The sequence below is a fragment of the Mesorhizobium sp. AR02 genome, from assembly GCF_024746835.1.
GTDB lineage: Bacteria > Pseudomonadota > Alphaproteobacteria > Rhizobiales > Rhizobiaceae > Mesorhizobium.
In genome coordinates this window covers 1,705,102-1,729,048 of record NZ_CP080531.1, presented here as the reverse complement: position 1 = coordinate 1,729,048, position 23,947 = coordinate 1,705,102, and the positions used below count along the sequence as shown (strand labels likewise).

General features: G+C 60.3%; 28 protein-coding genes and 1 tRNA gene. 13 read left to right on the top strand and 16 right to left on the bottom strand.

From position 1 onward, the window contains the following. Window positions 1-641 precede the first annotated feature (641 nt). Genes DBIPINDM_RS12610 through DBIPINDM_RS12600 form a run of 3 tightly spaced genes read right to left on the bottom strand, consistent with a single transcriptional unit; the run spans window position 642 to window position 2,133 of the window. On the bottom strand, window positions 642-1,103 hold the full coding sequence (locus tag DBIPINDM_RS12610; protein ID WP_258586016.1) for a hypothetical protein: 462 nt from the start codon (window positions 1,101-1,103) through the stop codon (window positions 642-644). A gap of 8 nt (window positions 1,104-1,111) precedes the next feature. Then, on the bottom strand, window positions 1,112-1,861 hold the full coding sequence (locus DBIPINDM_RS12605; RefSeq protein ID WP_258586015.1) for a hypothetical protein: 750 nt from the start codon (window positions 1,859-1,861) through the stop codon (window positions 1,112-1,114). 26 nt (window positions 1,862-1,887) lie between these two features. Beyond that, a complete protein-coding gene (locus DBIPINDM_RS12600; protein ID WP_258586014.1) occupies window positions 1,888-2,133 on the bottom strand; it encodes a hypothetical protein in 246 nt (81 codons plus the stop codon). Window positions 2,134-2,255: 122 nt separating this feature from the next. Between DBIPINDM_RS12600 and DBIPINDM_RS12595 the strand changes: the two genes are divergently transcribed. Both DBIPINDM_RS12595 and DBIPINDM_RS12590 read left to right on the top strand, forming a co-directional pair. Further along, window positions 2,256-2,498, top strand: coding sequence for a helix-turn-helix domain-containing protein (locus DBIPINDM_RS12595; protein ID WP_258586013.1), 243 nt, complete (start codon window positions 2,256-2,258; stop codon window positions 2,496-2,498). Then, window positions 2,495-2,872 (top strand): hypothetical protein, encoded by a 378-nt coding sequence (locus DBIPINDM_RS12590; protein ID WP_258586012.1) that lies wholly within the window; start codon window positions 2,495-2,497, stop codon window positions 2,870-2,872. Before DBIPINDM_RS12595 ends, DBIPINDM_RS12590 begins: the two co-directional genes overlap by 4 nt. A 136-nt stretch (window positions 2,873-3,008) precedes the next feature. Here the strand turns inward: DBIPINDM_RS12590 and DBIPINDM_RS12585 are convergent, their stop codons facing one another. Continuing rightward, window positions 3,009-3,677, bottom strand: a complete 669-nt coding sequence (locus DBIPINDM_RS12585; protein ID WP_258586011.1) for an NYN domain-containing protein — start codon at window positions 3,675-3,677, stop codon at window positions 3,009-3,011. Further along, complete coding sequence (locus tag DBIPINDM_RS12580; RefSeq protein ID WP_258586010.1) at window positions 3,575-4,087, bottom strand: hypothetical protein; 513 nt, start codon at window positions 4,085-4,087, stop codon at window positions 3,575-3,577. The genes DBIPINDM_RS12585 and DBIPINDM_RS12580 overlap by 103 nt, the downstream gene beginning before the upstream one ends. Window positions 4,088-4,441: 354 nt before the next feature. On the opposite strand from DBIPINDM_RS12580, the gene DBIPINDM_RS12575 reads away from it, so the two are divergent. From DBIPINDM_RS12575 to DBIPINDM_RS12560, 4 genes are all read left to right on the top strand, one after another. Then, the gene (locus DBIPINDM_RS12575) at window positions 4,442-4,828 is read left to right on the top strand and encodes a hypothetical protein (protein WP_258586009.1); all 387 of its coding nucleotides are present in this window, start codon (window positions 4,442-4,444) and stop codon (window positions 4,826-4,828) included. 218 nt (window positions 4,829-5,046) lie between these two features. Continuing rightward, window positions 5,047-5,250, top strand: coding sequence for a hypothetical protein (locus DBIPINDM_RS12570; RefSeq protein WP_258586008.1), 204 nt, complete (start codon window positions 5,047-5,049; stop codon window positions 5,248-5,250). Between the two features lie 102 nt (window positions 5,251-5,352). Further along, the gene (locus DBIPINDM_RS12565; RefSeq protein ID WP_258586007.1) at window positions 5,353-6,018 is read left to right on the top strand and encodes a hypothetical protein; all 666 of its coding nucleotides are present in this window, start codon (window positions 5,353-5,355) and stop codon (window positions 6,016-6,018) included. Window positions 6,019-6,271: 253 nt separating this feature from the next. Next, window positions 6,272-6,367 (top strand): putative RiPP precursor, encoded by a 96-nt coding sequence (locus DBIPINDM_RS12560; protein WP_258586006.1) that lies wholly within the window; start codon window positions 6,272-6,274, stop codon window positions 6,365-6,367. Window positions 6,368-7,114: 747 nt separating this feature from the next. Here the strand turns inward: DBIPINDM_RS12560 and DBIPINDM_RS12555 are convergent. The 4 genes from DBIPINDM_RS12555 to DBIPINDM_RS12540 all read right to left on the bottom strand — a co-directional run bounded on the left by DBIPINDM_RS12555 (window position 7,115) and on the right by DBIPINDM_RS12540 (window position 8,718). After that, window positions 7,115-7,321 carry a hypothetical protein gene (locus DBIPINDM_RS12555; protein WP_258586005.1) on the bottom strand — a complete coding sequence of 69 codons (207 nt, stop codon included), beginning with the start codon at window positions 7,319-7,321 and terminating at the stop codon, window positions 7,115-7,117. A gap of 11 nt (window positions 7,322-7,332) precedes the next feature. Further along, window positions 7,333-7,554 carry a hypothetical protein gene (locus tag DBIPINDM_RS12550; RefSeq protein WP_258586004.1) on the bottom strand — a complete coding sequence of 74 codons (222 nt, stop codon included), beginning with the start codon at window positions 7,552-7,554 and terminating at the stop codon, window positions 7,333-7,335. A gap of 5 nt (window positions 7,555-7,559) precedes the next feature. After that, complete coding sequence (locus DBIPINDM_RS12545) at window positions 7,560-7,736, bottom strand: hypothetical protein (protein ID WP_258586003.1); 177 nt, start codon at window positions 7,734-7,736, stop codon at window positions 7,560-7,562. A 79-nt stretch (window positions 7,737-7,815) separates the two neighbouring features. Next, on the bottom strand, window positions 7,816-8,718 hold the full coding sequence (locus DBIPINDM_RS12540; RefSeq protein WP_258586002.1) for an ATP-dependent DNA ligase: 903 nt from the start codon (window positions 8,716-8,718) through the stop codon (window positions 7,816-7,818). A gap of 494 nt (window positions 8,719-9,212) precedes the next feature. Here DBIPINDM_RS12540 and DBIPINDM_RS12535 point away from each other — a divergent pair, with 494 nt between their 5' ends. The 3 genes from DBIPINDM_RS12535 (at window position 9,213) to DBIPINDM_RS12525 (ending at window position 12,238) form a co-directional block, all read left to right on the top strand. Then, a complete protein-coding gene (locus tag DBIPINDM_RS12535; protein ID WP_258586001.1) occupies window positions 9,213-9,701 on the top strand; it encodes a hypothetical protein in 489 nt (162 codons plus the stop codon). Window positions 9,702-10,509: 808 nt separating this feature from the next. Further along, the gene (locus tag DBIPINDM_RS12530; RefSeq protein WP_258586000.1) at window positions 10,510-11,571 is read left to right on the top strand and encodes a TadE/TadG family type IV pilus assembly protein; all 1,062 of its coding nucleotides are present in this window, start codon (window positions 10,510-10,512) and stop codon (window positions 11,569-11,571) included. Between the two features lie 286 nt (window positions 11,572-11,857). Beyond that, the gene (locus DBIPINDM_RS12525) at window positions 11,858-12,238 is read left to right on the top strand and encodes a RidA family protein (RefSeq protein ID WP_258585999.1); all 381 of its coding nucleotides are present in this window, start codon (window positions 11,858-11,860) and stop codon (window positions 12,236-12,238) included. 416 nt (window positions 12,239-12,654) lie between these two features. On the opposite strand, the gene DBIPINDM_RS12520 is transcribed toward DBIPINDM_RS12525, so the two are convergent. Continuing rightward, window positions 12,655-12,730 (bottom strand) — tRNA-Thr (locus DBIPINDM_RS12520). Window positions 12,731-13,019: 289 nt separating this feature from the next. Between DBIPINDM_RS12520 and DBIPINDM_RS12515 the strand changes: the two genes are divergently transcribed. Continuing rightward, a complete protein-coding gene (locus tag DBIPINDM_RS12515) occupies window positions 13,020-14,165 on the top strand; it encodes a hypothetical protein (protein WP_258585998.1) in 1,146 nt (381 codons plus the stop codon). Window positions 14,166-14,169: 4 nt separating this feature from the next. On the opposite strand, the gene DBIPINDM_RS12510 is transcribed toward DBIPINDM_RS12515, so the two are convergent. Together DBIPINDM_RS12510 and DBIPINDM_RS12505 are read right to left on the bottom strand one after the other, a co-directional pair. Then, the gene (locus tag DBIPINDM_RS12510) at window positions 14,170-15,771 is read right to left on the bottom strand and encodes a cisplatin damage response ATP-dependent DNA ligase (protein WP_258585997.1); all 1,602 of its coding nucleotides are present in this window, start codon (window positions 15,769-15,771) and stop codon (window positions 14,170-14,172) included. Between the two features lie 4 nt (window positions 15,772-15,775). Further along, window positions 15,776-16,783, bottom strand: a complete 1,008-nt coding sequence (locus DBIPINDM_RS12505; RefSeq protein WP_258585996.1) for a ligase-associated DNA damage response exonuclease — start codon at window positions 16,781-16,783, stop codon at window positions 15,776-15,778. Between the two features lie 151 nt (window positions 16,784-16,934). Between DBIPINDM_RS12505 and DBIPINDM_RS12500 the strand changes: the two genes are divergently transcribed. From DBIPINDM_RS12500 to DBIPINDM_RS12490, 3 genes are all read left to right on the top strand, one after another. Beyond that, window positions 16,935-17,852 carry a class I SAM-dependent DNA methyltransferase gene (locus DBIPINDM_RS12500; protein WP_258585995.1) on the top strand — a complete coding sequence of 306 codons (918 nt, stop codon included), beginning with the start codon at window positions 16,935-16,937 and terminating at the stop codon, window positions 17,850-17,852. A 154-nt stretch (window positions 17,853-18,006) separates the two neighbouring features. After that, a complete protein-coding gene (locus DBIPINDM_RS12495) occupies window positions 18,007-18,369 on the top strand; it encodes a hypothetical protein (RefSeq protein ID WP_258585994.1) in 363 nt (120 codons plus the stop codon). A gap of 71 nt (window positions 18,370-18,440) precedes the next feature. Further along, window positions 18,441-18,968 carry an AAA family ATPase gene (locus DBIPINDM_RS12490; protein ID WP_258585993.1) on the top strand — a complete coding sequence of 176 codons (528 nt, stop codon included), beginning with the start codon at window positions 18,441-18,443 and terminating at the stop codon, window positions 18,966-18,968. Between the two features lie 110 nt (window positions 18,969-19,078). Here DBIPINDM_RS12490 and DBIPINDM_RS12485 read toward each other — a convergent pair whose 3' ends face one another. From DBIPINDM_RS12485 to DBIPINDM_RS12470, 4 genes are read right to left on the bottom strand one after another with little or no spacing between them, the layout of a single operon-like run. Further along, window positions 19,079-20,020 (bottom strand): 2-hydroxyacid dehydrogenase, encoded by a 942-nt coding sequence (locus tag DBIPINDM_RS12485; protein ID WP_258585992.1) that lies wholly within the window; start codon window positions 20,018-20,020, stop codon window positions 19,079-19,081. A 29-nt stretch (window positions 20,021-20,049) separates the two neighbouring features. Then, the gene (locus DBIPINDM_RS12480; RefSeq protein WP_258585991.1) at window positions 20,050-21,681 is read right to left on the bottom strand and encodes an ABC transporter ATP-binding protein; all 1,632 of its coding nucleotides are present in this window, start codon (window positions 21,679-21,681) and stop codon (window positions 20,050-20,052) included. After that, window positions 21,678-22,823 (bottom strand): ABC transporter permease, encoded by a 1,146-nt coding sequence (locus tag DBIPINDM_RS12475; RefSeq protein ID WP_258585990.1) that lies wholly within the window; start codon window positions 22,821-22,823, stop codon window positions 21,678-21,680. The genes DBIPINDM_RS12480 and DBIPINDM_RS12475 overlap by 4 nt, the downstream gene beginning before the upstream one ends. Further along, window positions 22,823-23,917 (bottom strand): microcin C ABC transporter permease YejB, encoded by a 1,095-nt coding sequence (locus DBIPINDM_RS12470; protein ID WP_258585989.1) that lies wholly within the window; start codon window positions 23,915-23,917, stop codon window positions 22,823-22,825. Before DBIPINDM_RS12470 ends, DBIPINDM_RS12475 begins: the two co-directional genes overlap by 1 nt. Window positions 23,918-23,947 lie beyond the last annotated feature (30 nt).

Genomic DNA, 23,947 nt, shown 5'->3' with positions numbered 1-23,947 from the left:
TTGCTCAGGCCGACAAAACGGTCGCGATCTCGTTAAGGACTCGGTCATCATTGCGGCGCATCGTTCGGATGGGTCCAAAACCAAAGCCCCCCTAGGCCCCGGACCCGCCCTCGCTTAAAGCCCGCTGCCGCTCCCCTCAGGCCGGCAGCGGGCTTTTTTATTCCATCTGGACGTAGCGGCGCTCGCGCCAATTACAAGTATGACCAGCCGGACGGGTAAACGTGGGCATGTCGCCGGGGCCGGCGAATGATTTTCTTCCGAACTCCTGCGACAGTCTGTCCGCGTCCTCACCCGAAACCCGCCTGGATATGAAAACGTAGGAAATCGAACGATCAAAGAGTTTGAGCCGGATGAATTGGACTTTTAGGCGCCTGATTGATGCGGGCATGGGAATAACGGCGCATTGCGCGCGTTGTGGCCACACAGTGAAGCTTGACCTCGTTCAATGGCGCGACACGCACGGTGCCGACGCGTCGGCCATGGCGTCTTACCTTTCGCCGAAAGTTCGCTGCCCAAATTGCAAAGGCAGGACGATAGGGTTCAGCTACACCCCGCAAGGGACCAGCTAGGGCGCGGACTCTACCGCTGAGTGGCCCGCCACCGTGAGGCAGCGGGCTATCAAGTGTCCCAAGGGCAATTGATCAATCCTCGTTGCCGATGATTTCTAATGCGTGGCAGTTCACGCCAACGATCGGTCCTTGGCCCCACGCCTCGGCTGTTCCCATTGTCGGCTCGTCAGCTGTGTCCTGCTCGCCATCGAAGAAGCAGACATCGCGCGCCGTACCGTAGTCAGCCAAGGCTAGATGCTGATCGGTTGCGGCAGACCAGCCAAGAGACGGTTCGTGCTCGTCCCCGCTGTCCTCTCTATCAGCATCGTCCAATTCGCAATCATCGTTCAGCCCGCCAGCTTGCGGGCCGCGAGCCGTCCAGCCGATTGACGGTTCGTCGTCGCCCACTTCCTCCAGATCCATGCTCTCGGCTTCCATCACGTCGAGCGCTGTAATGAGGCTCATGGCGCGGTCCAAGAGGTCGTTCAGGCGCTTCTCGACCGACTGGCGCCACTGGCGAGGGTCCATCCCCTTCGGCATCCCGAGGGGCTTCAAGACGGCCCTCATGCGGCACCGCCTTCCTCGGCAACGTCAGACGGGAGGAACGACCAAAGCAACGCGTCAACGTCTTCGGGCTGAAGGTCGCCATATTTGCCGGTGGCGAACTCCTTTAAGAACTCGGCCTTGACGCGGTGTTCCTCCATGGTGGTGCAGCGATAGGCGCACACGGCATTCAGTGCGGAGCGCTCGGCGTCGGATGCCTCGTTGCGTTCGTTGATCGCCTGTTCAAGGCCCACAGCGCTACGCCTTGCGCGCTCTTGCTTGACGATGCGCTTCAATGTCCGCAGGTCGGCCTGCTCCGCCTTGCGTAGCGCGGCTGCCGACTGCTTCCCCAGATCGGGGGCGACCTTGTGCAGCGCAATCAATTTCTGCGCCTGCTCACGGTAGCGGCGCTTGATGTCGTCGCGCAGATCGTCTTCCACGCGCTCCAGTTCCGAATAGCGAAGGCTGTGCGATTGCCCGCCCCCGATGGACAGCGGAACATAAAGCTCGGCTGTCTTCGGCAGGTATTCCTCTTCCAAGGGGGTGGCGCGTTCGATCGCCTCTTCGAAGCGGGCGTAAGCGGCATGCTTGGCATCAATCAGCGCCAGCAACTCGGTTGACACTGGGGTGGCCTCGACAGGCACAGCCTTGGCAGGCGTCGAAAGAACGGTGATCGCAGAGACGAACCCTGCGCTGGTGACGGCAAGGGCGGTGCGGCGGTTGAGAGTGGGCATACCTTCGGCGGCTGCCGGAACGTGAACGTTCGACATTGTAAGCTCCTAATTGTTGATGTTGGTTAGGCTGCGATGCTGGAAAGTTCGGCTTCAAGAATGCGGCGGCGCGGCTCGATGTTGACCCGAAGCGACTTGAATTTGAGGCCGTCGATCTCTGCCCGAATGGTGTCGACCCGACGGGCCTCAGCGGTCATCTGGCCGGACTTCGCTTCGTGCCATGCGCTGGCGAGGTAAAATCCAAAATCCGCTCGATCGAACTTGCGAATCAGGTGAGGGCGCGCGGAGAAATGCGCGTTCCATTTGGCCAAGGCTGCTTTCATGATCTCCGAGCGATTAACCAAGGCGGCACCTATTGCTTGTGTATTTCACCTAATGCATTATGTACCATCGCTATTAGGTGACGTCAACACTGGAATAGGTAAAAAACACAATGGGCCTTCGAACGGGCAATCAGTTGAAGGCGGCGCGGGCGCTGGCGTCTCTCAATCAGGAACAGCTTGCAGTCCGATCCGGCGTCAACGTGAATACGATCCGCAATATGGAAGCGCGAGGCGCCGAGATTCTTGTGAGCGGGCTCGACACCGTTTCAAAAGTACAGAGCGCGCTGGAGACGGCTGGCGTCGTCTTCATCCCAGAAAACGGCGGCGGCGCCGGGGTGAGGCTTAAGAAATGAAGGAGGTCACGGTGCCGATGGTGATCTCGATCTCTACGCTTGCAGCTGGTCTTGCTGTTGCGGGAATGTACTTTGGAATTGCTGTTCCTGAGGCCCGTAAAAGGTCTGCTATCGAGCATGCTCTCCTCGACGCCGCACGTTCAGAGAATGAGGGAAGATGCCGAGCCGCCATGACCGAGGAAGGTATTGACGAAACCTCCTACCGAAATGCTGGAGGGTATGTCAGCTATCGAGAACTGCCAACCGGCACAGCGCTGATTTTGAATGCTTTATTCTCAAGCGATCGGGCGCATATCGTCTGCGAAATCTCTTTAGGATCCTCTGGTCGAGTAGACGTGATAAATCCTGACGATGGGAACGGGGCAATTGAGTGATGTTCTAGCGGCCGCGTAACATTACGCAGCATGATCTGCGCCCTTCCGGGGCGAAGCTTGCGCGCATACTGCGAATACTCCATCCTTTGCTGGCTTCGGATAGGGATCGTGGACACGGTAGTGTCTCAGTTTGAAATTAGGCCTTTGGCTTTTTCTTTGGCCGGTCATCTGGGTGGACCCAGCCATCAGGCCGCCCATATTCAGCGGGACGCCGGATCAGATTGCCCGTCAAACCCGGCACGAACGCCGGCATTACCGCTTCCTCAAGCTGGTCCAACGTCATAACGAAATGAGATATGCAATAGGGGATTACTTTGTCCGGGACGGCCTTGGTAAACGGCGCTACGCCTACCAAGGCTTTCTTTGGATGGCGTTCGGAAAAGAACCGTGCAGTAGCGCCTTGATCCGAATCGGCGCTTAACAAGAAAGCCCAATCAAAGAGATCGTCTTCCGCGTCCATCATCAACGATAGGGCCAAATTGATATCAGATTGTTTTTCTGAACGCTTCCCTGTGTCATCGATGACGTGATGGCCCTTGTAGATGGTCACGCCACTTGCCAGTTGAGCTGCGTTGAACGTGTTGTGACGGTCGCGTTTGCCGGTGTCGTCCTGCGGAACTGCGGTGCAGAAACAGACCTTTACGAGGTCCAAACCCTTAGGTCGGCAGAAGATTTCGCCCAGCTTCCACAGGCTCGCCCATTTCAAAAACGGCTCGTTTCGCTCATGGATTGGATGGTAGAGGTTGAAGCCGTCAACATATAGCGCGGCACGTTTTCCTTCAGGCGGTTCTTGATTTTTACCCAAGCCTTGATTACCTTATGCCCACATCGTTGCGTTGCTCTCAACGCAACCACCCCAGCGCCCCGGTGTCTGGGGTTTTCCTTTTTTAGGCCGTCTTTTTGTATGGCCCCCGCTTGCCCGGCTTCGGCGCAACGGCGTCCATCTTCTCGCAAAGATCGTCCATTGACCAGAGCGAGAAGGATCCTCGCCTGCGATGCCAAAGCGCGCATAAAGACATTCCCGCCGCCCGACTTCATGTCCAGTGCGCGGGCCATGCCACGCTTATGGAAAAGACGGCGACCATCTTCCAGAACATAGCAATCGAGATCGAGGGATCCGACCGTCATCTTCCCTTGATGGGTGGCTAGGGGCAGCGATGGATCATCTGCGGATGCATCGGCGGGGCGCTTTTGGCCTTTTGGTCCGGTGGGCATTAGCGTTTGACCCTTCTTACGTACAATACCACGAATGCCGGCATCTCTTGAACTTCGTCCGGGACATGCACGATGTCGTAGACCACGAACTTAGGGTATCTCTCGCCATCCCATTCAAGCGATAGATGCTCGCCGATGCGCGGCACGACCGAAAATTCGTACGGCTTGCGTGGCTTATACGCTACGTCTTCAATCTCTATTATGCAGGGAACGCGCAACAGATTTTCTCCCGGATGCTTTGCGGTAAGCATATAGGAGATTGGCCGAGATCACGACAAGCATGGCGTCAAATTTCAAACTGAGACACTACCTGGGACACGTTGCCCGAAATGAACAGGGAGGGCCTAAAATAGTATGGACGAGCCAAATTGGGACGATGTCGAGGCTCAGTTGAATGCTCCGATGCCAGCGAGGCCTACAGGGCCGCCGAAGCGCGACCCTTGGGATGACTACGCGATCGAGCAGGTTTCCCGCCATATGATGTACGAGGAACTTCACCTTGAGGATCAATGCGACGGATTCGTCGCCTACGCAGTGATAGCCGCTGCCTGGGCGATCGGGATCGTCGTATATGCCATCTACCGGACGGAGGCTCCTTCTGCAGGGACTGCGGCATTGGGCGCCGGCTGTGTCCTGGCCGTTGTGATCCTAACCGCCCTTCGCGTCCATTGCGGCTTTTTGCTCCGCCGGCTACGACGTCAGAAGAAGCGGCTCGACAGCCTCGGTCTGCGCTATCTCTGAACTGCTCACCAGCGCGCGTTTCGGCTGGCCGCCGTCCTATGCCGCCGAAAAGCATGCAATGGGAAATGACTGTTTATGACAATGACAACGAAGAATTGTTTTTCAAGTCGGCGACAACGCGGGTCCGGGTAGCTATATCGTGCGGCGTGGCCTTTCTTCCGCCACCCGAAGCGCGTTCATAGCCCTCCACGTGTTCTACTGAGTACAAAGGAGTTCACATGGCTGCTACCGCAGTTTTGGTCTGGTATCTGGTAATCGCCGGCCCGCAGGGCGGAATGGTCGTGCTGCCCAGCACGTTCGACAAGCGCGATCAGTGCACTGCTGCCATCGCCGAATATCAGAAGCAGCCGGCGCCGACTGGTTGGTCGTTGCAATGCGTCCCCGGCGCGTCGCCCTTCACTGACAATGGATCAGCCGAATAACTGCGATGTCGCTTTCCGGCTGCCTATCCAACGCATGCGAATTGCCCGACATGGAATGACGTGCAATTATCATTCGAACGCTTTGCAGGGGGGAGAATACCCATGGCGTTCGACTATTGCCATCCGACCGCGCCGCACAAAAAGCTGCGCTTGCCCAACTGGTATGTTTCCAGCCTTATGATGGATAGGGCGCTCGATGCTGTGGTGCGCAAGGTCAAGACTCTCGACCGCAAGCACGACATCCCCTATCTCGCCGGCTATTCGAAAGATGGAAAGACGATCTATATCGACCGGCATATGCCCAGCGAATGGGAATATAAGGGCCGCAAGATCAACACCGACCGTTTCCTATTGTTGCACGAGGAGGTCGAGAAGTCTTTGATCGACCAATTGGACCTGCACTATCTGCACGCCCACCAAATCGCCACTCGGGCGGAAGAAGCCGCAGTGCGAGCGGCCGGCATCTCCTGGCGTGACTATGACCGCTTCATGCAGAAGTACGTGAAGACGATGGACGATGAACGGCTTACCAAAGTGCCGGCAGACCTCGACCTAAAACCCTACCGCGACGAACACGATACCGATCTGCTGGAGCGCATGGCGACTAGTATTGAGAAGGGCATTTACCCCGCAGGCGTCGACAAGGCTAAATTGCACGCCAAGATCAAGGCCCAACTTAAGACGGTCATGACCCACACACATCAGCCGAAGGGCCGTGCGGCGGCGAAGGCCAACCCTGCCGCGAAGAAGGCGACGGGGCCGCGTTAGCCAAGGCAAGTCAGGACTGGGTTTTGCCGTTGCAATCGATCGTCGTAGTCATCGGCAGGGAGGCGCCGTTCCTCGACTTCCTACACTCCTTGGAGAGAGCACGGCGAGCACGCGGTGATTTCAGGCGCTAGGGCATCGCACGTTTCGCAACGCCTGATCTGGCGACCCGGCCCTTCGTTTTGCCCTCGATCCTTGACAGGTCGCCTCGTCGCGAGGCAATCCTTAGCCTTCAGGGCGAAATAGGGGACGACAAATGAAGAAAACCTACGAAAAGCCGATCCTGACCAAGCGAGAGAAGCTGTCGGCGGTTACGGCCATTACGGTCGCCTCCGGACAGTCGCAGATCTGAAAGCCAGTCTCGGGTGACGCCGGGGCGGCCTTCTGAATACAGGGCCGCAAAACAAAAGGCCAAATAGGGAAAACCCGCCGGGCGAAGACCCCAACCACCTCAAGCCCGGCGAGCCTACTACCTGATCAGGTACGCGATCAGGGCCGGGATCAACCGGCACACTGTCTGACGCAAGAGCAATGCCAGAACGCCCGTCCCAAAATGGGACGATACCGGGGGAAAACGCCAGCGCAGGGTTATGTTGCAGACTTGCTAATATTACGGTCGCGCTGGTCGGCTCGCCGCGGATGAGTCGGCCAGGCCCGGCGGCCAGTCAACACAACACCCCAACGACGACTGCCGGGCCGCTTCGTTATTTGTGGTCGACGAAATATCGCTTGCGCTAAATTGGTCGCAATCAGGGGTGGGGTTCATGACCCAAAAGCAGCCGAAGCGCGAAGTCGTCGAGGTTCATGAGGATCGCCGTCCTCTGTCCAAGCAATTTAGGAAGTCGGCCGGGTCGATAGCCTGCAAGAAGCGACATTCCTTCTAGTGCCAGCGCGCCGCGCTCATACCGGAAGGCGCCCGGGAATACGCCAGTCCATAAAAAAGCCCGCCGCCGAGGGTTTGGCGTCGGGCTAAAGCGTAGGGACAGGGCCATCGAGATGGCCACATGGCGATGATGCGCTTGGTCCTTGAGCGAGACTTTAGGGGGGTGCATCGAATCTGTGCATAAACCATCACATCTCGGAACGGACTGGGATCGAGTCAACCCGTTCGGCTGCCGTCTCTTCGATGCAACGCCTCGAAGATGACTTCGAAAACGCTCCAGACCTCCTCATTGATCTCGTCAGCCTTGATCCCTGCTTCCTGGGCGGCTTTCATCATTTGATCTGCCAAGTCGCTGGCGGCGATTGGGTCGCCTGTGCTGGCAATCGGCAAATGTTCCGCCACCCAATTGTTGAGGAAGTCCATCCCACGGGCGCTCATTCGGGCAGTCCCGGGTCGTAGTGGACGATAGCATCGAGGATGGTGCGATAGAGGCTGTCGACCTCTTCGTCGATCTCGACCCGCCTAATCCCAAGCGCGTTCGCATCGGCAATCAACTTGTGCGTCAATTCATCGATAGAAATTACATCAGCCCTAGACGTCTCGGGGACGTTGTTGGCAATCCATTGATCCAGGAAATTGATCCCGCGCGTGCTCATTGAGCTTAAAGCTCGCCCAGCCGGTTGAGTTCCGCCAGCGACGTCTCAGTCGCTTTTTTGAGCCGCTGTTCCCTCAACCGGGCGGTCTTTGCTTCACGGGCCTGCCGCTCCGCATCAAGAACGAGCCTGCTTTCTCGATCCGCTCTCTTGATCCTTTCACGATCAACCTTGCGACGCTTCATCTGCAGCCTCCCTTGGCCTGACGGGCTAAAAATGGCTGACTTTTTAAATTGTTCCCGACGAAATTTTCCGCTTTTTACATCATTTGTTATTGAGCGATGCCGCGCCAAGTTCGAGGCCATCGTCTTCTTCCTCCCGAAAATCCTGCAGCGATGCGTGCCGCAGGTCGTCCTCGCTACGCAGATGCTTCACACGGCCAATTAGCCCCGGCTTAACCCATTGCGTCGCCGGCCGCTTCATCCCCTTCGGCGTCGTGCCTGGGCGCTCCTGGACACGTTGCCAGAGGCGTTCACGCACCTCCCGGTTCAAGGTGATGAAGGCGCTGCCGACATAGCGGCCGGTCGCTCGTTCTGCCATCAGCGCGAAGGCCGGCTTGCCAGCCTCGCGCTCGACACCCAGCAATTCATATTCGTCGATGGAGTAGCATTTGGCTTTCAGCCAGTTCGTTGAGGGACCGCTGCGATATTTGCTGTCTCGCCGCTTTGAAACCATCCCCTCCAATCCTGCTTGGTCGAGCAGATGAAAGATGGCCTTGGCTTCGCCCGGCAGCGGCTCGCTGAACTGGATACGCCAGCCCGGCTCGATCATGCTGGCCAGGATTTCGCGACGTTCCTCCAGCGCCATGTCGCGCAAATCATGGCCATTGAGATGGAGCAGATCGAACGCGACGAAATATAGGTCATGCTGCCGGCGGGTGATCGCCTTCCGCAACTCGCCGAAGTCCGAAAGCCCGGCTTCATTCAAGACGATGATTTCGCCGTCGATGATCACGCTCTCCGCGCGTAGGCTTTTTGCCTCCTCTATCAGGTCCCGATATTTCGCCGTCCAGTCGTGGCCGTTGCGCGTGTAGATCCGCGTGCCGTCTTCATCGATGATGAGCTGCGAGCGGTAGCCGTCGAACTTGACCTCGTGAATCCATCCGTCGCCTTCGGGAGGCTGCTCGACAAGGGTCGGCATCAGGGGCGCGACGAACTTCAAACGCATGCACAGGACTCGCAAGCCGCGATTCAATTAGCTTGCGCGGAAATGGTTCCGGAAGCGTTTTGAGCGAGATGCGGGCAGGGTCTACGAATGATAGAAATTGTCCGGCCCGGCATGATAGTGTGGGAGATGGACGGTTCGCCTAAAAACTGTCGTGTCGCACCAGGGCCGAGGTCAGGCTGGCATGTGAGGTAATGGACGCAACCCGTGGCGGAACGAATTCGGCCCGCTCAAATTCCTAGCTTATACCAGGCCAGCCAAACAGGAGGAAAGCATGGGATTCTTCGGCAAGTATTTCTCAGGCCATTTTTAGCAAGCGTTCAAAGCCAGAAAAGCGAAGCGGTGATATGCGCAAGGCAACTGGCGCAGGTCCGGCCTTGGCTGCCCACTCGAAAGACGCGAAGACGACGGCCCCAACTGGCCAAAATCCAGCGGCGGCAGGGAAGAAAGCCAAGGACTAACGGCAAAAATTCTGCACGGGCCTATGGAGCATTGTCTTGAAGCTTGAAAATGAGGTCCGTCACAAATCCGAAGACGTTGACGATGACGTACTGGCCGATGTGGTAACGGCTCTTGAACGGCGCGTCACGGTTAGCCACGAATTCGATATCCCCTACATTGCCGGCTACAGCGTGGATGCGAAGACCATCTATATCGACCGGCACCTGCCACGAACTATCGGACGGGAGGGCGTGGACGTCAGACTTGCGCCATTCCTGGTCACGCACGAGGTCGTCGAGAAAGCGCTTCTGGACGAGCTCAGGTTGCATTACCTCCACGCCCACCAGATCGCCCTTCGGGCCGAGCGAGATGCTGTGAGGGGTGCCGGCCTCACGTGGAGAGATTACCAAGCAGTGATGAAGGCTCACGAGAAACAAATCGACGAAGAGACGCTCAAGCGTGTGCCTGGCGATTTGGATCTGACGCCGTATAGGGACCTTGACGACTTTCCCGTTTTGGAGCGCCTGATAAAGACGGCCCGATAGAGCCCGCCCCGGCGTGAGCCGAGACGGGCTTGGTGGCTGCAGCCTTAACCGTCAGGCGACGGGCTTGGACGTCACCGTCGCGGCGACAACCTTAGACAGGCACTCGCGCTTGACGAGTGTCGGCTTTTCGTACTTCTTCATAATGACCCCTGTGTTGCAGACTTTCCCTCAACTCAGATGCAACGTGCTGGTGCACATTGTCAACCTCACGGAAAGAGCCCACCCCGGCGCGACGCCGAGACGGGCAGAAAAGTGTAACCCGCAAGAACGGATGGCAGTTGGCGGGAATAGCCGGAATTAGGCTGGATTAGTTGGGCGCGGCTGGAAAAACCCGGAAATCGTAGGGTTCAGCGGGAAATGGCGGGGCCGGAAGGCGGGAAAGCCAGAAACCTAGAAAGCCGCCGCGCAAGAACAGTTGGCACGAGGCCCCCGCACCATCAAGGGACGGTTCATCCTGTCGATCAATTTCGTGCCGCGTTCGACGGCTTCGCCATGGAGGAGGCCGAGCTGCTCTACAGCGTGGCGGGTGGGAAAGGGTCGGCCTGCCAGGAGCTAATTATATTGCTGGGCGCTTGATGCTGAACAGGCGCAAGTCGGTGCCGGACAGCACGGTAACCGCTTGGCAAGCGGCGGCAAGGCTTGCGGCGCAAGGGCCGCCCCGGCGATCACAAATCGGCGGGCAGGGCCAAAAAGCCAAAAATACCTGCCCGGCGGCTAGAGATGTTTAAACTTTGATCGATCCCATTAGACCTTGGTTTGCCGGCTGCGTGGTATTTGCGCGGTTGCTAATGTCTTTGGGGGTAAAGAAATGCTGGAAGTTGCAGGCGGGTTTGCCCGTTCCCGCAGTGGTTCTATCATGCCGCTGTTCTTCCTGAGCCTGGTGCCATTGATCACCGCCATCGGCTTCTCGGTCGACTATACCGATGCCGTCCAGACCCGGTCCAACATGCAGGAAGCGCTGGATGCCGCGACGCTGGCGATCACCACGCTGCCGACGACCACGACAACGGCCGCCCGCCAGCAGGCGCTACAGGACAATTTCGTCGCCAACAACGGACAAGGCGCCGCCACGCTGGTGAGCTTCAACGTCGCCGCTGATGGCACCTCCACCGCGCAGACCTCGGCGAGCTTCGCCATGCCGACCAATTTCATGACCATCGCCAGGATCAACACCGTGCCGGTCGCGGTCAATTCAGGGGTCAGCAAGGCGCCGGCCCTGGTGCAGGCCACCTTCAAGGTCGACAAAGCCTCGGGCTGGTGGAACAAGACCATCTATCTCTACGGCACGCAGTTCGGCGCCACCACGGCGCAGAAGCTGTTGCAGATCACCTATACCTACAATGGCTTCGGCGATCCTAAGGGCTATGGCACAACTACCGTGTCGACTGTCAGCGGCACCAACCTGACGCAGGTGCAGCAACAGGTGTGCACCACCGCCACGGTGCCCAACTTCAACAATGCCCCGGCCGGGTCGATCCAGCAGACAAGCGGCAACAAGAAATATCTGACCACCTGCGTCACCACGCCGGCGAACGGCTCTGGAGCGGTCATCGACGTCAGCCAGATGAATGACCTTTACCTGGAGATGGACGTTCCGTCCGCTTCGCGAAAGGTGCTGAAATCGAACGATCCAACCACGTCGAACTACATGTTCATTGGTGCAACCGACACGACTGCTGTCGAAATGCCGCTCGGGCAGGCTATCGACATCTTCACCGCGGTGCCTTGTGGCCAGACCAGCACGCAGGCCTGGGAGGACGGCGGTTCCCTCCCCTTGCCGGAACCCATCACTAGTGCCGACTTCTTCTACACCGTCACCGGCAAATGCGACTTCAACCAGCGCCCCTCGCTGACGGCGCTGACGCAATAGAGCGCTATTGCATGATCAGCGGCGAACGCCACAAGAGCAGTCCAGCCATCAAACACGACCTCACAGTCACGAGTTGCATTCAACGGCGGATAGCGGCGGCGGGCGGCCAGCGCGTCATTGCGCCATCATTTCGGAGAACATCGCGACACTACTCTGAATTGCGGCCGCTACCGCTGAGAGAAATGGGCCTCCGGGCGCTCCTAAAGCGGGCAACGTTGCCAAGACTGCATATGGCAGATACTACTCACCTCGCGTCCGCTCAGTGCCATTGAGGCTCGCTGCTCCTATGCCTATTGAAATCATCCGCACAACCGACGCGCCAAAGTCGCCATCCACTTATAGCCAAGCTGTGAAGGCGGCCGGGTTGATTTTCGTATCAGGTACGGGTCCGTATGATCCAGTGACAGGCGCAGTCACTGGCGTCACAATCCAAGAACAGACTCGACAGTGCCTAAAGAACATTTCCGCCATTCTTGCGGCAGCGGGATCGTCGCTTTCTCAAGTCGCTAGCGCGACGGTCATACTGCTCGAAGAAGCCGATTTCACCGGCATGAACGAAGAATGGGTCAAGTGGTTTCCTGATAGCCCTCCCGCACGCCAGGCTGCCAAACTGCCCGTCCGCATTCCCGGAATGAAAATTTCCATCGCCGCAATTGCATTGGCATAGCTCCTGCAATCTGCCGCATGGGTTTGCTGGTCGGATGGATGAAGTGGTCGAGTATCCCGCTACCGATTGACCAGCCAGAGAATAATCGGAGGAATGGATCGATCCCATTTCAGTGCTGGACCCAGTCATCGCTCAGCCACAGTAGGGTCATCCGCATCTCCCCAACCCGCGCGGCGAAACCGGCCGGCGCGAAGGCAAGGACGGAGAAATGGAAGCGTTGCCAGGATGGGCGAGCCAACATCAAAGAGCCCGCCCATCCGGGAGAAAGGGAGGACCGCATTCAGCGTGAGCCCCAAAAGGGTGTGGCCAAGGGGGCGAAACTGCTTCCGGGGGTGCCCGGGGGGTGCCCCGGCAACGTCACTGCCTATCAAGGTTGGGGATTCAAAAATTAAGATATTGAATTAATAAGAGAAAAATGGTGCCGCTTAGGTGACTCGAACACCTGACCCCATCATTACGAATGATGTGCTCTACCAACTGAGCTAAAGCGGCCCGGGAGGCCAGGGCCTCCAAGATGCGGGGGTGATAGACTCAACCGGCGGCGAATTCAAGATGCGACTTGCCAAATCATGCACGAGCGCCCGCCGCCACCGAAACCAGGGGTTCGCGCCTCCGTTTGTGCGAGAATCGCCGGCACATGCCGATTTTGTTTGCCGGAACATCGCCAAGATGGACTTTGGACGGCCCGTCGAGGCAGAATGCGGCCGCTCGCCCGTTGATTGATTGGTCGCCTACGGCTAACCATCAGGGAAGATTGGGGCAATTTGCAGAGGGATCCCGCTTGGACGCGATCGAAAAAGCGATCCGGAACGCCTTGGAAAAGGGCAATGCCGAGGACCGCGCGTTCCGCGAGAGGGTCTATCGGTCGGCCTTTGCCGCGCTCGACCGTGCGCTCCAGGCCAATCCCGGCGTGACCGTGGAAGTCGCCATCAAGCGCCGCAAGGCGATCCAGGCGACGATCACCGAAATCGAATCCGAATTCCTGCCGGCAGTGCCGGATGTTGGCCTGGAGGTCGACGCCCCCGCGGGCGAGCCCGCGGCCACTGCTGCGCCCGCGATCGAGATCGGCGACAAGACGCCATCGCCCGCCGTCACCGTCGACGGGCCTGTGCAGCCAGCGTCCGATACGCCGCGCTCGCGCGTGCTGCCGGTCGTTCCCGACATCATGCCGGACGCGACCCTCCCCGGTGCGCCGGCCATCGATATGTCCGTTCCCGCCACTTCCGGTGCCGCGACGGAAGTGGCGCCCGATCGCGATGAGCGGCGCATTCGCGGGCGCCGCCTGCCGCTGACCGCCATCTTCTTCACGGTGACCCTGCTTGCGGCGGTCGGCATCGGCGTGTTCTTCGCCATCCAGACCGGTGTGTTCAAGACGGCGGCACAGCTCAACACCGCGCCGCCGGAGGCGCCACCAACCGTCGAAGGTGACGATTTCACCCCGGCCGGCGGCGCCAACGCGCCGGCAAAGCCTGGTGCCGCGGACCAGTCGCGCAACTGGATCAATGTGTTCTCGCCGACGGACCCGACGCATGTCGCCGCTCCGTCGGACGCCAAGGCCTCGGTGATGAAGGACGACACCGGTCCGTTCCTGCGCATCCAGTCCGGCCCTTCCGGTTCGGCGGTCGCCTTCGATGTCGGGCAGGGCGTGCTGGAGAAACTCGCCGGCAAGCACGCCGTCTTCGACATCATCGCGCGCGCGGAGGACGGCAAGGACACGCAGATCTCCGTCGACTGCAATTTCGGCGAGCTTGGCGACTGCGGCCGCAAGCGCTACGCGGTCGGCCAGCAGCGCAACGAATATCTGTTCGACGTGCAGTTCCCCGACAAGCATCCCGGCTCGGCCGGGACCATCGCCGTCAATTCCGATTTCGACAAGCAAGGCAAGGCGGTCAACATCTACGAGATCCGCGTCTCGATCGAGCCGTAGGACTTTAGCGGTCGAGCAGCGCCTGCAACGTCTCGATGCGGTCGGCCTCGTTGGCCGGCTTGTCCCAGCGCAGCCGTGAAATGCGGGGGAAGCGCATGGCGACGCCGGATTTGTGCCGGGTCGAGCGGTTGAGCCCCTCGAAAGCGACTTCCAGCACCAGGCCATTGTCGCGGTCCGCCCGCACCGAACGCACCGGCCCAAAGCGCTCGACCGTGTTGTCCCTGACATATTTGTCGATCTGCTTCAGCTCCTCGTCGGTGAAGCCGAAATAGGCCTTGCCGACCGGCACCAGTTCCTCCTCGCCCTCGGCCCCGGACCAGACGCCGAACGTGTAGTCGGAGTAAAAACTCGAGCGCTTGCCGTGGCCGCGCTGGGCATACATCAGCACCGCGTCCACCGTGTGCGGATCGCGCTTCCATTTGAACCAGGGGCCTTTCGGCCGGCCGGCGACGTAGGGCGAATCCCAGCGCTTCAGCATCACGCCTTCGATGATCGGGTGCGGCGGCGCCCGGCGCAGGTCTTCGAGCGCCTGCCAGTCCGCGAAGTCGACGAAGGGCGACAGGTCGAAACGGCTCGGGTCGAGCGTTTTCACGAAGGCTTCGAGGCGGCCACGCCGTTCGCGGAACGACAATGTGCGGAGGTCTTCATCGCCGATCTGCAGCAAATCGTAGCAGCGCATGAAGGCGGGATATTGCTGCTGCATCCTCAGTGTCACCGTCTTGCGGTTCAGCCGCTGCTGCAAATCCGAGAAGGTTCCCGTCGCCTCTCGCGGATCGCCGACAAGCAACTCGCCGTCGAGCGTCGCGGAAAAATGCATGGCGTCGGCAAGGTCGGGAAAGGCGCCGGAGACATCGTCGCCGGTGCGCGAATAGAGCCGGCGGATGCCGCCTTCCGCCACCGCCTGGACGCGGATGCCGTCCCATTTCCATTCGGCGGCATAGTCCGCCGGATCGAGCTTTTCGAGATCGCCGTCGCCAACCGGGTTCGACAGCATCACCGGGCGGAACAGCGCCATCGCTGTGTTGCGTGGTTTTTCGGCCTTGCCTTCCAGCCACGCGAACAGCGCCGTGTAAGGCGGCGACAGCCCGTGCCAGAGCTCCTCGATCTCGGCGACCTCGACCTTGCCGAAATCCGACAGCGCCTGTTTGGCGAGCCGCGCCGACACGCCGATGCGCAGTCCGCCGGTGACCAGCTTGATGATGGCGAAGCGCGCCGAGATGCTGGCGCTGTCGAGCAGCCCCGTCAGCACCTTCGGCCCGTCGGAGCGGCTTGCCGCCTGCAGTTTTGCCACGACCTCGCCAAGCGTCGGCTCGCGGTTGGGGATCTTGCCAGGCGTCTGCGGCCAGACCAGCGACACCGTCTCGGCGAGATCGCCGACATAGTCGTAGGAATAGCCGAACAGCACCGGGTCCATGCGTTCGGTGACCAGCGTGCGCAGCATAGCCGGCTTGACCGCGGCAATGCTGAGATCGCCGGTGATGGCGGCCAGCGCCAGCCCGCGATCCGGATCCTCGACGGTGCGGAAATAGTCGACCAGCAGCGTCAGCTTGCCATTGCGCGATGGCGTCAGCACCAGGCGGTCGAGAAGTTCGGCGAAGCGGTTCATGCCCTCAATCGCCCTCGTCCTCGTAGCCCACCAGATGCAGTGGCTTTGCGGCGATGCCTTCCAGCTCGCACCAGCGCACCAGCGCTTCCTCGCGGCCATGCGTGACCCAGATTTCCTCGGCTCCAGTCTCCTTGATGGTGGCGATCAACTCGTCCCAGTCGGCATGGTCCGAGATGATCAGCGGCAGCTCGACGCCGCCTTGCTTGGCACGCTGGCGGATGCGCATCCAGCCGGAGGCAAAGCACGAGATCGGATCGGGAAAGCGCCGCGCCCAGCGGTCGGCGAAGGCCGATGGCGGGCCGACGACGATGGCGCCGGCGAAATCTTGCCTGCCGCCTTCCACCGTCGCCGGTTCGAGTGTCCCCAGATCGATGCCCTGGCTCTGATAGTACTCGCTGAGCCTGGCCAGCGCGCCGTGGATGTAGAGCGGCTTGTCATAGCCGGCATCGCGCAACAGCCGCATCACCCGCTGCGCCTTGCCCAGCGCATAGGCGCCGACCAGATGCGAGCGTTCGGGAAACTGCGCCGCCGATTTCAGCAGGCGGGCGATCTCTTCGGTGTCGGGTGGATGACGAAACACCGGCAGGCCGAAAGTCGCCTCGGTGATGAACACGTCGCAGCGGATCGGCTCGAACGGCGCGCAGGTCGCATCCTTCCGCCTTTTGTAGTCGCCGGAGGCGACGATGCGCATGCCCTGATGTTCGACCGATATCTGCGCCGAACCCAGCACATGGCCGGCCGGATGGAAGCTGACGTTGACGCCGCCGAGGGCAATCGTCTCGCCAAGCCGAGCCGCTTGGGTCGTTCCGGCAAAATCCTCGCCGTAGCGCAGGCCCATAATGTCGAGCGTCTGCTGCGTCGCCAGCACCGAGCTGTGGCCGGAACGCGCATGGTCGGAATGGCCATGCGTGATCAGCGCCCGGTTCACCGGTCGCACCGGGTCGATGAAGAAGTCGCCCGGCGGGCAATAAAGGCCCTCGGGCCGGGGATGAAGCAGGTCGCTGGCGCGCATGGTCCCCAAGATAGGATATAATTCCGCCGCGGGAAGCCTGTTGTAAATGACTGCTGACTCCTGAGCAAAGGATGCTCAATTTGGTTCAGTTTCAGCATCCTTTGCTCTACATACACGCACGCCGGCTCAGTTGCAGGCAGGACCCATCGATATGAAACCGCTCCAGACCTCATCCGGCGACTTGAACGCCGATCGCCGCGCCGACTATGCCGAGATGCTTCATGCGGATGGCGATCACGCGGCGGCGGCGGAATTGCTGCTTGATGCACTGGAACTGACACCGCAATGGGCGATGGGCTGGTTTCGTCTCGGCGAAATGCAGCAGGCGGCGGGCGCATCGGATCTGGCCGCGCAGGCATGGACGGTGTCGCTGCAACTCGATCCGACGGATCGTCAGGGTGCTGCGCTGAACCTGCAATTGATAGGCAAGGCGCCGGCGTCCGACGCGCTCCCCAGCGCTTTCGTCGAGACACTGTTCGACCACTACGCCGAGAGCTTCGATGAATCGCTGGTCGATAGGCTGGGTTACCGGCTGCCTGAGCTGCTGGACCAAGCCATTCGAACGGCAAGGCCGGGTCGCTTCCCGCTGGCGCTCGATCTCGGCTGCGGCACCGGCCTGATGGGACAGAGACTGCGGCCGATTGCCGACCGGTTGGAGGGCTATGACATTTCGACTGGAATGCTGAAACGGGCGCGGGCCAAGGGCGTCTACGATTTCCTGGGCAAGGCCGATCTGCGGGATTTTTCCTATGCCGGCCCGAAAGCCGAGCTGGTGGCAGTGGCCGACGTCTTCATCTATGTCGGCGCGCTCGACGGCATGCTGAAGACGATCGCCGGCTTGCTGGCCGGGGATGGCCTCTTCGCCTTTTCCGTAGAGAGGTTGAGCGGCAGTGGCGGTTTCGTGTTGCAGCCATCGCGCCGCTACGCGCACTCTGAAACCTATGTGCGTGAAATCCTGGCCGCCAACGGATTTTCGATCCTATCCTTGGAAACAACCGTGATCCGGCAGGATCGTCGGGAACCGGTCGACGGCCTGGTCGTTGTGGCCGGGAAAATCCACGCAGCCTGAAGCGTTCATAATCGGGCCAATGCGGCGATCCTTCCCAACCCCAAAGGGGTACTGCCCCACTTGTCTCTGTGAAGCTTCTGCTGCGAAAAAGCCCGAATCGCGTGCGCGGGTAACACGGGGCGCGCGCGCGGAATATCAGGAGGGAGCATATTCGATGCGCTGGAACATGATGATCTTGGCATCTTGCCTGGCAACGGCTGGCTGCGTCGGCAATTCGATGTCCGAGCGGCAGGACGCCAACATCGAGTCCTCCCTGCAATATGACACCGTGCCATGCGATCAGTTGCTGGCACAGCGCAATGGGTTGGCGCAGCAGAACAACCTTCCGGTGACCGCGAAGCCGACCTTCTACAATCCCGCGATGGGTTTCGGCCCGTTCACGCCCGATATGCGCTCCAAGGCCCAGCGCGACAGCGACAAGGCGGCAGGCGAGATCGACGCCATGAACCGCTCCATCGACCGCCGCGACTGCGGCAAGCCGGACAATCAGAAGAAGAAGTTCGCTCTGCCGAGTTAAGGATACGGCATAGCTACTGGTCGAAAATTGGTCGCAGGCAGCAGGCTATGTCCTCGCGAGGGCACTATCGGATGAAACTCGCGGACCTTGGTGACCGCATCTGCATCCTGGGGCCGTCCAACAGTGGCAAGTCGACCCTGGCCGACGCGATTGCCCGCAAGCGTGGCCTGGAGCCTATTCACCTCGATCTGCTTCATCATCTGCCCAACACCGACTGGGATCCGCGTCCAAAGGGCGAATTCATCGCCTTGCATGACGCTGCGATTGCCGGTGAGCGTTGGGTGATGGATGGAAATTACTCGGTCGGCATGCCGCAACGCTTTCAGCGGGCGACGGGATTGATCCTGCTGGATATCTCCACGCCGGCAAGTTTGCTGCGCTATTTCAGGCGAACCTTGTTCGAGAACGAGAGGCGCGGTGCCTTGGAGGGCGGGCGCGACAGCGTCAAATGGGACATGATCCACCATATTGCCGTGACCACGCCGAAAAACCGCCGGAGATACCAGGCGATGTTCGAGCAGCTCGACCTGCCAAAGCTGCAGCTATCCTCCGTGAGAGCAATCAAGCAATGCTTCCGGCAGTGGGACCTGGCCAGGTAAGAATCCTGGTTAGAGCAGTTCACCGTTTCACGGAAACGGCGAGCTGCTCTAACTCTTTGTTTTGACGCAATTTCGGACGGAAACCGTTTCACACTTTTCCTGGAATTGCTCTAATATCCCGCCTTGCGGTCCACCAGATTGTCGAGCTTTTCGCCGCGCTCGAAGGCGTCCATCTGGCGCAGCATGATCGGCGCCAGATGCATGGGATCGGAGGTCGCCGCGGAATGCGGCGTCACGAACACCTTCGGATGGTTCCACAACGGACTGGTCTTCGGCAGCGGTTCGACCTCGAACACGTCGAGGCTCGCCTCCTTCAGCGTGCCATCATCCAGCGCCCGCACGATGTCGGCGTCCTTCTGCAGGCGGCCGCGTCCGGCATTGATCAGCACCGAGCCGCCGAGGCCGTTACGCTTGCGCAATTCCTTCAGCACGCCGTAATTGATGATGCCTTGCGTATCCGGCGTCAGCGGCAACAGCACCACGAGGATATCGGTCGCCTTGAGGAAGGGGATCAACCCGGCCTCGCCGGAATAGGTCGCCACCCCTTGCATCGGCCGGTCGTTGCGCGACCAGCCATTGACAGCGAAGCCGAGCGACAGCAGCACCGAGGCCGCGGCACGGCCAAGATTGCCGAGCCCCATAATGCCGACGGAAATGTCGCCGGCTGGCCTTTGCGGCGGATCGTGCCAGATCTTCTTCGGCTGTTGCTGCCGGTAGAGCAGGCCCTGGCGATGATGATCGAGCACCCGCCAGACGACATATTCGGTCATGTATTGGGTGAGGTTGTCGGCGACCACCTTGACGATCGGCACGTCGGGCAGGCCGGGATCGGCGAAGATATGATCGACGCCGGCGCCGATCGAGAAGATGGCGCGTAGATTGGGCAGCGACGACAACAGGTTGGGCTTCTGCTTCCACACCACCGCATAGGTGATCGACGGATCCTTGGCGCCGTCCGGCTCCAGCACCACTTCACGCTCGGCCGACAACAGGTCGCGCCAGCGCTGCGGATGAAAGCCGGTGACGGCAAGCAGGATGCGGCCTTTTTCCATTGCGGTATTCTAGTCCTTTTTTATGCAAATCACTCGCTGACGATGCCGACCGGCGCCGTCTCTATCTTGAAGGCGGCCGAGATCAGTGCCCGAGTATAGTCGGTTTGCGGATTTTCAAAAATCTGCTGAGAGGGACCGGCTTCGATGATCTGGCCGTTGCGCATGACGATGACGTCGTTGGCAAGCGCCCTGATGACCTTGAGGTCATGGCTGATGAAGAGATAGGCGAGGTCGTGTTTGGCCTGCAGATTGCGCAGGAGGTCGACGACCTGCGCCTGCACGCTCATGTCGAGCGCCGATGTCGGCTCGTCCAGCATGACGAAGCGCGGGTTGAGCACCATGGCGCGCGCGATCGCGACACGCTGGCGCTGGCCGCCGGAAAACTCGTGTGGATAGCGGTTGCGGGTTGCCGGATCGAGGCCGACCTCCTTCAGCACGGCGGCCACCTTGTCGTCACGCTCATCGGGCGACAGCTTCGGCTCGTGGATCTTCAGGCCTTCCTCGATGATCTCGGCGATCGACATGCGCGGGCTGAGCGAGCCGAACGGATCCTGGAATACGATCTGCAATTCGCGCCTGAGCGGCCGCATGGCGTTGAAGGTGAGCTGGTTGATGTCGCGGCCGTTGAACTGGATGGTTCCGGTCGACGAGATCATCCGCGCCAGTGCCAGCCCTAACGTCGTCTTGCCGGAGCCGGATTCGCCGACCACGCCCAGCGTCTGGCCGGCGCGCACGGTGACATCGATGCCGTCGACCGCCTTCACATGGTCGACGGTGGTTCGGAAAAACCCCTTCTTGATCGGGAACCAGACCTTGATGTCCTTGCCGGTCATGACAGGCTTGGCGGCATCGTTGGCGGCCGGCGGCTTGCCCTTCGGTTCGGCCGCCAGCAAATGCTTGGTGTAGGCGTGCTGCGGGTTGGCGAAGATGTCCTTGGTCGGTCCGGTCTCGACGATCTTGCCTTTGGTCATCACGCAGACCCGGTCGGCAATCTTCCTGACGATGCCGAGATCATGGGTGATGAACAGCATCGACATGCCCTTGCGGCTCTTCAACCCCGCCAGCAGTTCGAGGATTTGTGCCTGCACGGTGACGTCGAGCGCCGTCGTCGGCTCGTCGGCGATCAGGAGTTCCGGCTCGTTGGCCAGCGCCATGGCAATCATGACGCGCTGGCGCTGACCGCCGGAGAGCTGGTGCGGATAGGCGTCGAGGCGTTTTTCCGGTTCGCGGATACCCACTTCCTTGAGCAGCGCAAGCGTGCGTGCCTTGGCCGGGCGGTCGGCCATGCCCTGATGCAGCTTCAGGATCTCGACGATCTGCTGCTCGATCGTATGCAGCGGATTGAGCGAGGTCATCGGCTCCTGGAAGATCATGGTGATCTTGTTGCCGCGCACCTGCCGCAACTGCTTCTCGTTCATGGCCAGCAGGTCAGCGCCTTGGAACAGGATCTTTCCCGAGGGGTGGCTCGCCGTCGGATAGGGCAGGAGCTTCAGCACCGACAAGGCCGACACCGATTTGCCGGAGCCGGATTCGCCGACCAGCGCCACCGTCTCGCCCTTGGCGATGTCGAACGATATGTGGTCGACGGCGACAGACTGGCCGCCGCCCTGGCTGAAGGCGACGCTGAGGTCCTGTACGCTGAGCAGAGGCGCTTCGCTCATTTGAACGTCTTGCGCGGATCGAAGGCGTCGCGCGTCGCCTCGCCGACAAAGACCAGCAGCGACAGCATCAGCGAGATGACGACGAAGCCGGAAATACCGAGCCACGGCGCATTGAGGTTGCGCTGCGCCTGCTTCAGCAATTCGCCGAGCGAGGCCGAGCCCGGCGGCAGGCCGAAGCCGAGATAATCGAGCGAGGTCAGCGTCGAGATCGAGCCTGAGAGCAGGAAGGGCAGGAAGGTCAATGTCGCCACCATGGCGTTGGGCAACAAATGCCGGAACATGATGGTGCGGTTGGGCACGCCGAGCGCCCGGGCGGCGTTGACATATTCGAAGTTGCGGGCGCGCAGAAACTCCGCCCGCACCACGCCGACCAGCGCCACCCAGGAAAACAAAAGCATCAGGCCGAGCAGGATGAAGAAGCCCGGCGGCAGGATGGCGGCGACGATGAGCAGGAGATAAAGCACCGGGATCGCCGACCAGATTTCGATGAAGCGCTGAAACAGTAGGTCCGTCCAGCCACCGAAATAGCCCTGCAAGGCGCCGGCGCCGACGCCGATCAGGGCCGAGCCGGCGGTCAGGATCAGGCCGAACAGCACCGAAATGCGGAAGCCGTAGATGACGCGCGCCAAGACGTCGCGCGCCTGGTCGTCGGTGCCGAGCCAGTTCCAGTTGCCGACAATACAGGCCGGATCGGTGGCCCCTTGCGGATACTGGTTGCAGCGCATCTTGGCGTCATATTCCCACGACGGCTTGGCGGGTGCGGCTTCCGGAATGGCGTTGTTGACGGTCTGGTAGGAATAGCGGATCAGCGGCCAGATCATCCAGCCATTGGCGTTGATCTCGTCCTGGATCACCGGGTCGCGATAATCGGTGACGGCGTAGAAGCCGCCGAATTTTTCCTCGGGGTAGGCGACCAGCACCGGAAACAGGATCTCGCCCTTGTAGGAAGCAATGATCGGCTTGTCGTTGGCGATGAATTCGGCAAACAGTGACAGCACGAACAGGACGAGGAAAATCCACAACGACCAGTAGCCGCGCCGGTTGGCCTTGAAATTCTGCAGGCGACGCTTGTTGAGCGGCGACAAAAACGGCCGTGGCATCCGCGCCGGCACCACGCCGGCAGTAACGCTTGCCTCCGACATCAAATGTCTCTCCGCTCGAAATCGATGCGCGGATCGACCCAGGTGTAGATGAGGTCGGACAGCAATCCGACAAACAACCCAAGCAGCGAGAAGATGTAGAGGTTGGCGAACACGACGGGATAGTCGCGCTCGACCACCGAGCGGAAGCCGAGCAAGCCGAGGCCATCGAGCGAGAAAATGTTCTCGATCAGCAGCGAGCCGGTGAAGAAGGCCGAGATGAAGGCACCGGGGAAACCGGCAATGACGATCAGCATGGCATTGCGGAAGACATGGCCGTAAAGCACCTGCCGCTCCGAAAGGCCCTTGGCGCGCGCCGTCACCACATACTGCTTGCGGATCTCTTCCAGGAACGAGTTCTTGGTCAAGAGCGTCGTCGTGGCGAAGGCCGACAGCACCAGCGCGGTCAGCGGCAAGGTCATGTGCCAGAAATAGTCGACGATCTTGGCCGGCCAGGACAACTGGTCCCAATTGTCCGAGACGATGCCGCGCAACGGGAACCAGTCCCAGAACGAGCCGCCGGCGAACAGCACCATCAGCATGATGCCGAACAGGAAGCCCGGAATGGCATAGCCGACGATGACGACGCCGCTCGTCCAGATGTCGAAGGGTGTACCGTCCTTCACCGCCTTGCGGATGCCGAGCGGGATGGAGATCAGGTAGGACAGCAGCGTGATCCAAAGCCCGATCGAGATCGACACCGGCATTTTCTCGAGGATCAGGTCGAGCACCGAGATATCGCGGAAGTAGCTGTTGCCGAAGTCGAACCGGATATAATTCCACAGCATCATGCCGAAGCGCTCGAGTGGCGGCTTGTCGAAGCCGAACTGCTTCTCCAGCTTCTTGATGAATTCCGGGTCGAGCCCCTGCGCGCCGCGATATTTCGAGCTGACGTCGCCGGCGACGTCGAAATTGGAACCACCTGCATCGCCGCCGCCACCGCCGAGGCGGTCGCTGCCGCCCTGGTTGGTCAGCTTGGCGATGATCTGCTCGACCGGGCCGCCGGGCGCGAACTGGATGACGGCGAAGGAGATCGCCATGATGCCGAACAGGGTCGGGATCATCAAAAGGATGCGGCGCAGGATATAGGCGCCCATCAGGCGTCCTGCCCTCGTTGGACTGATATC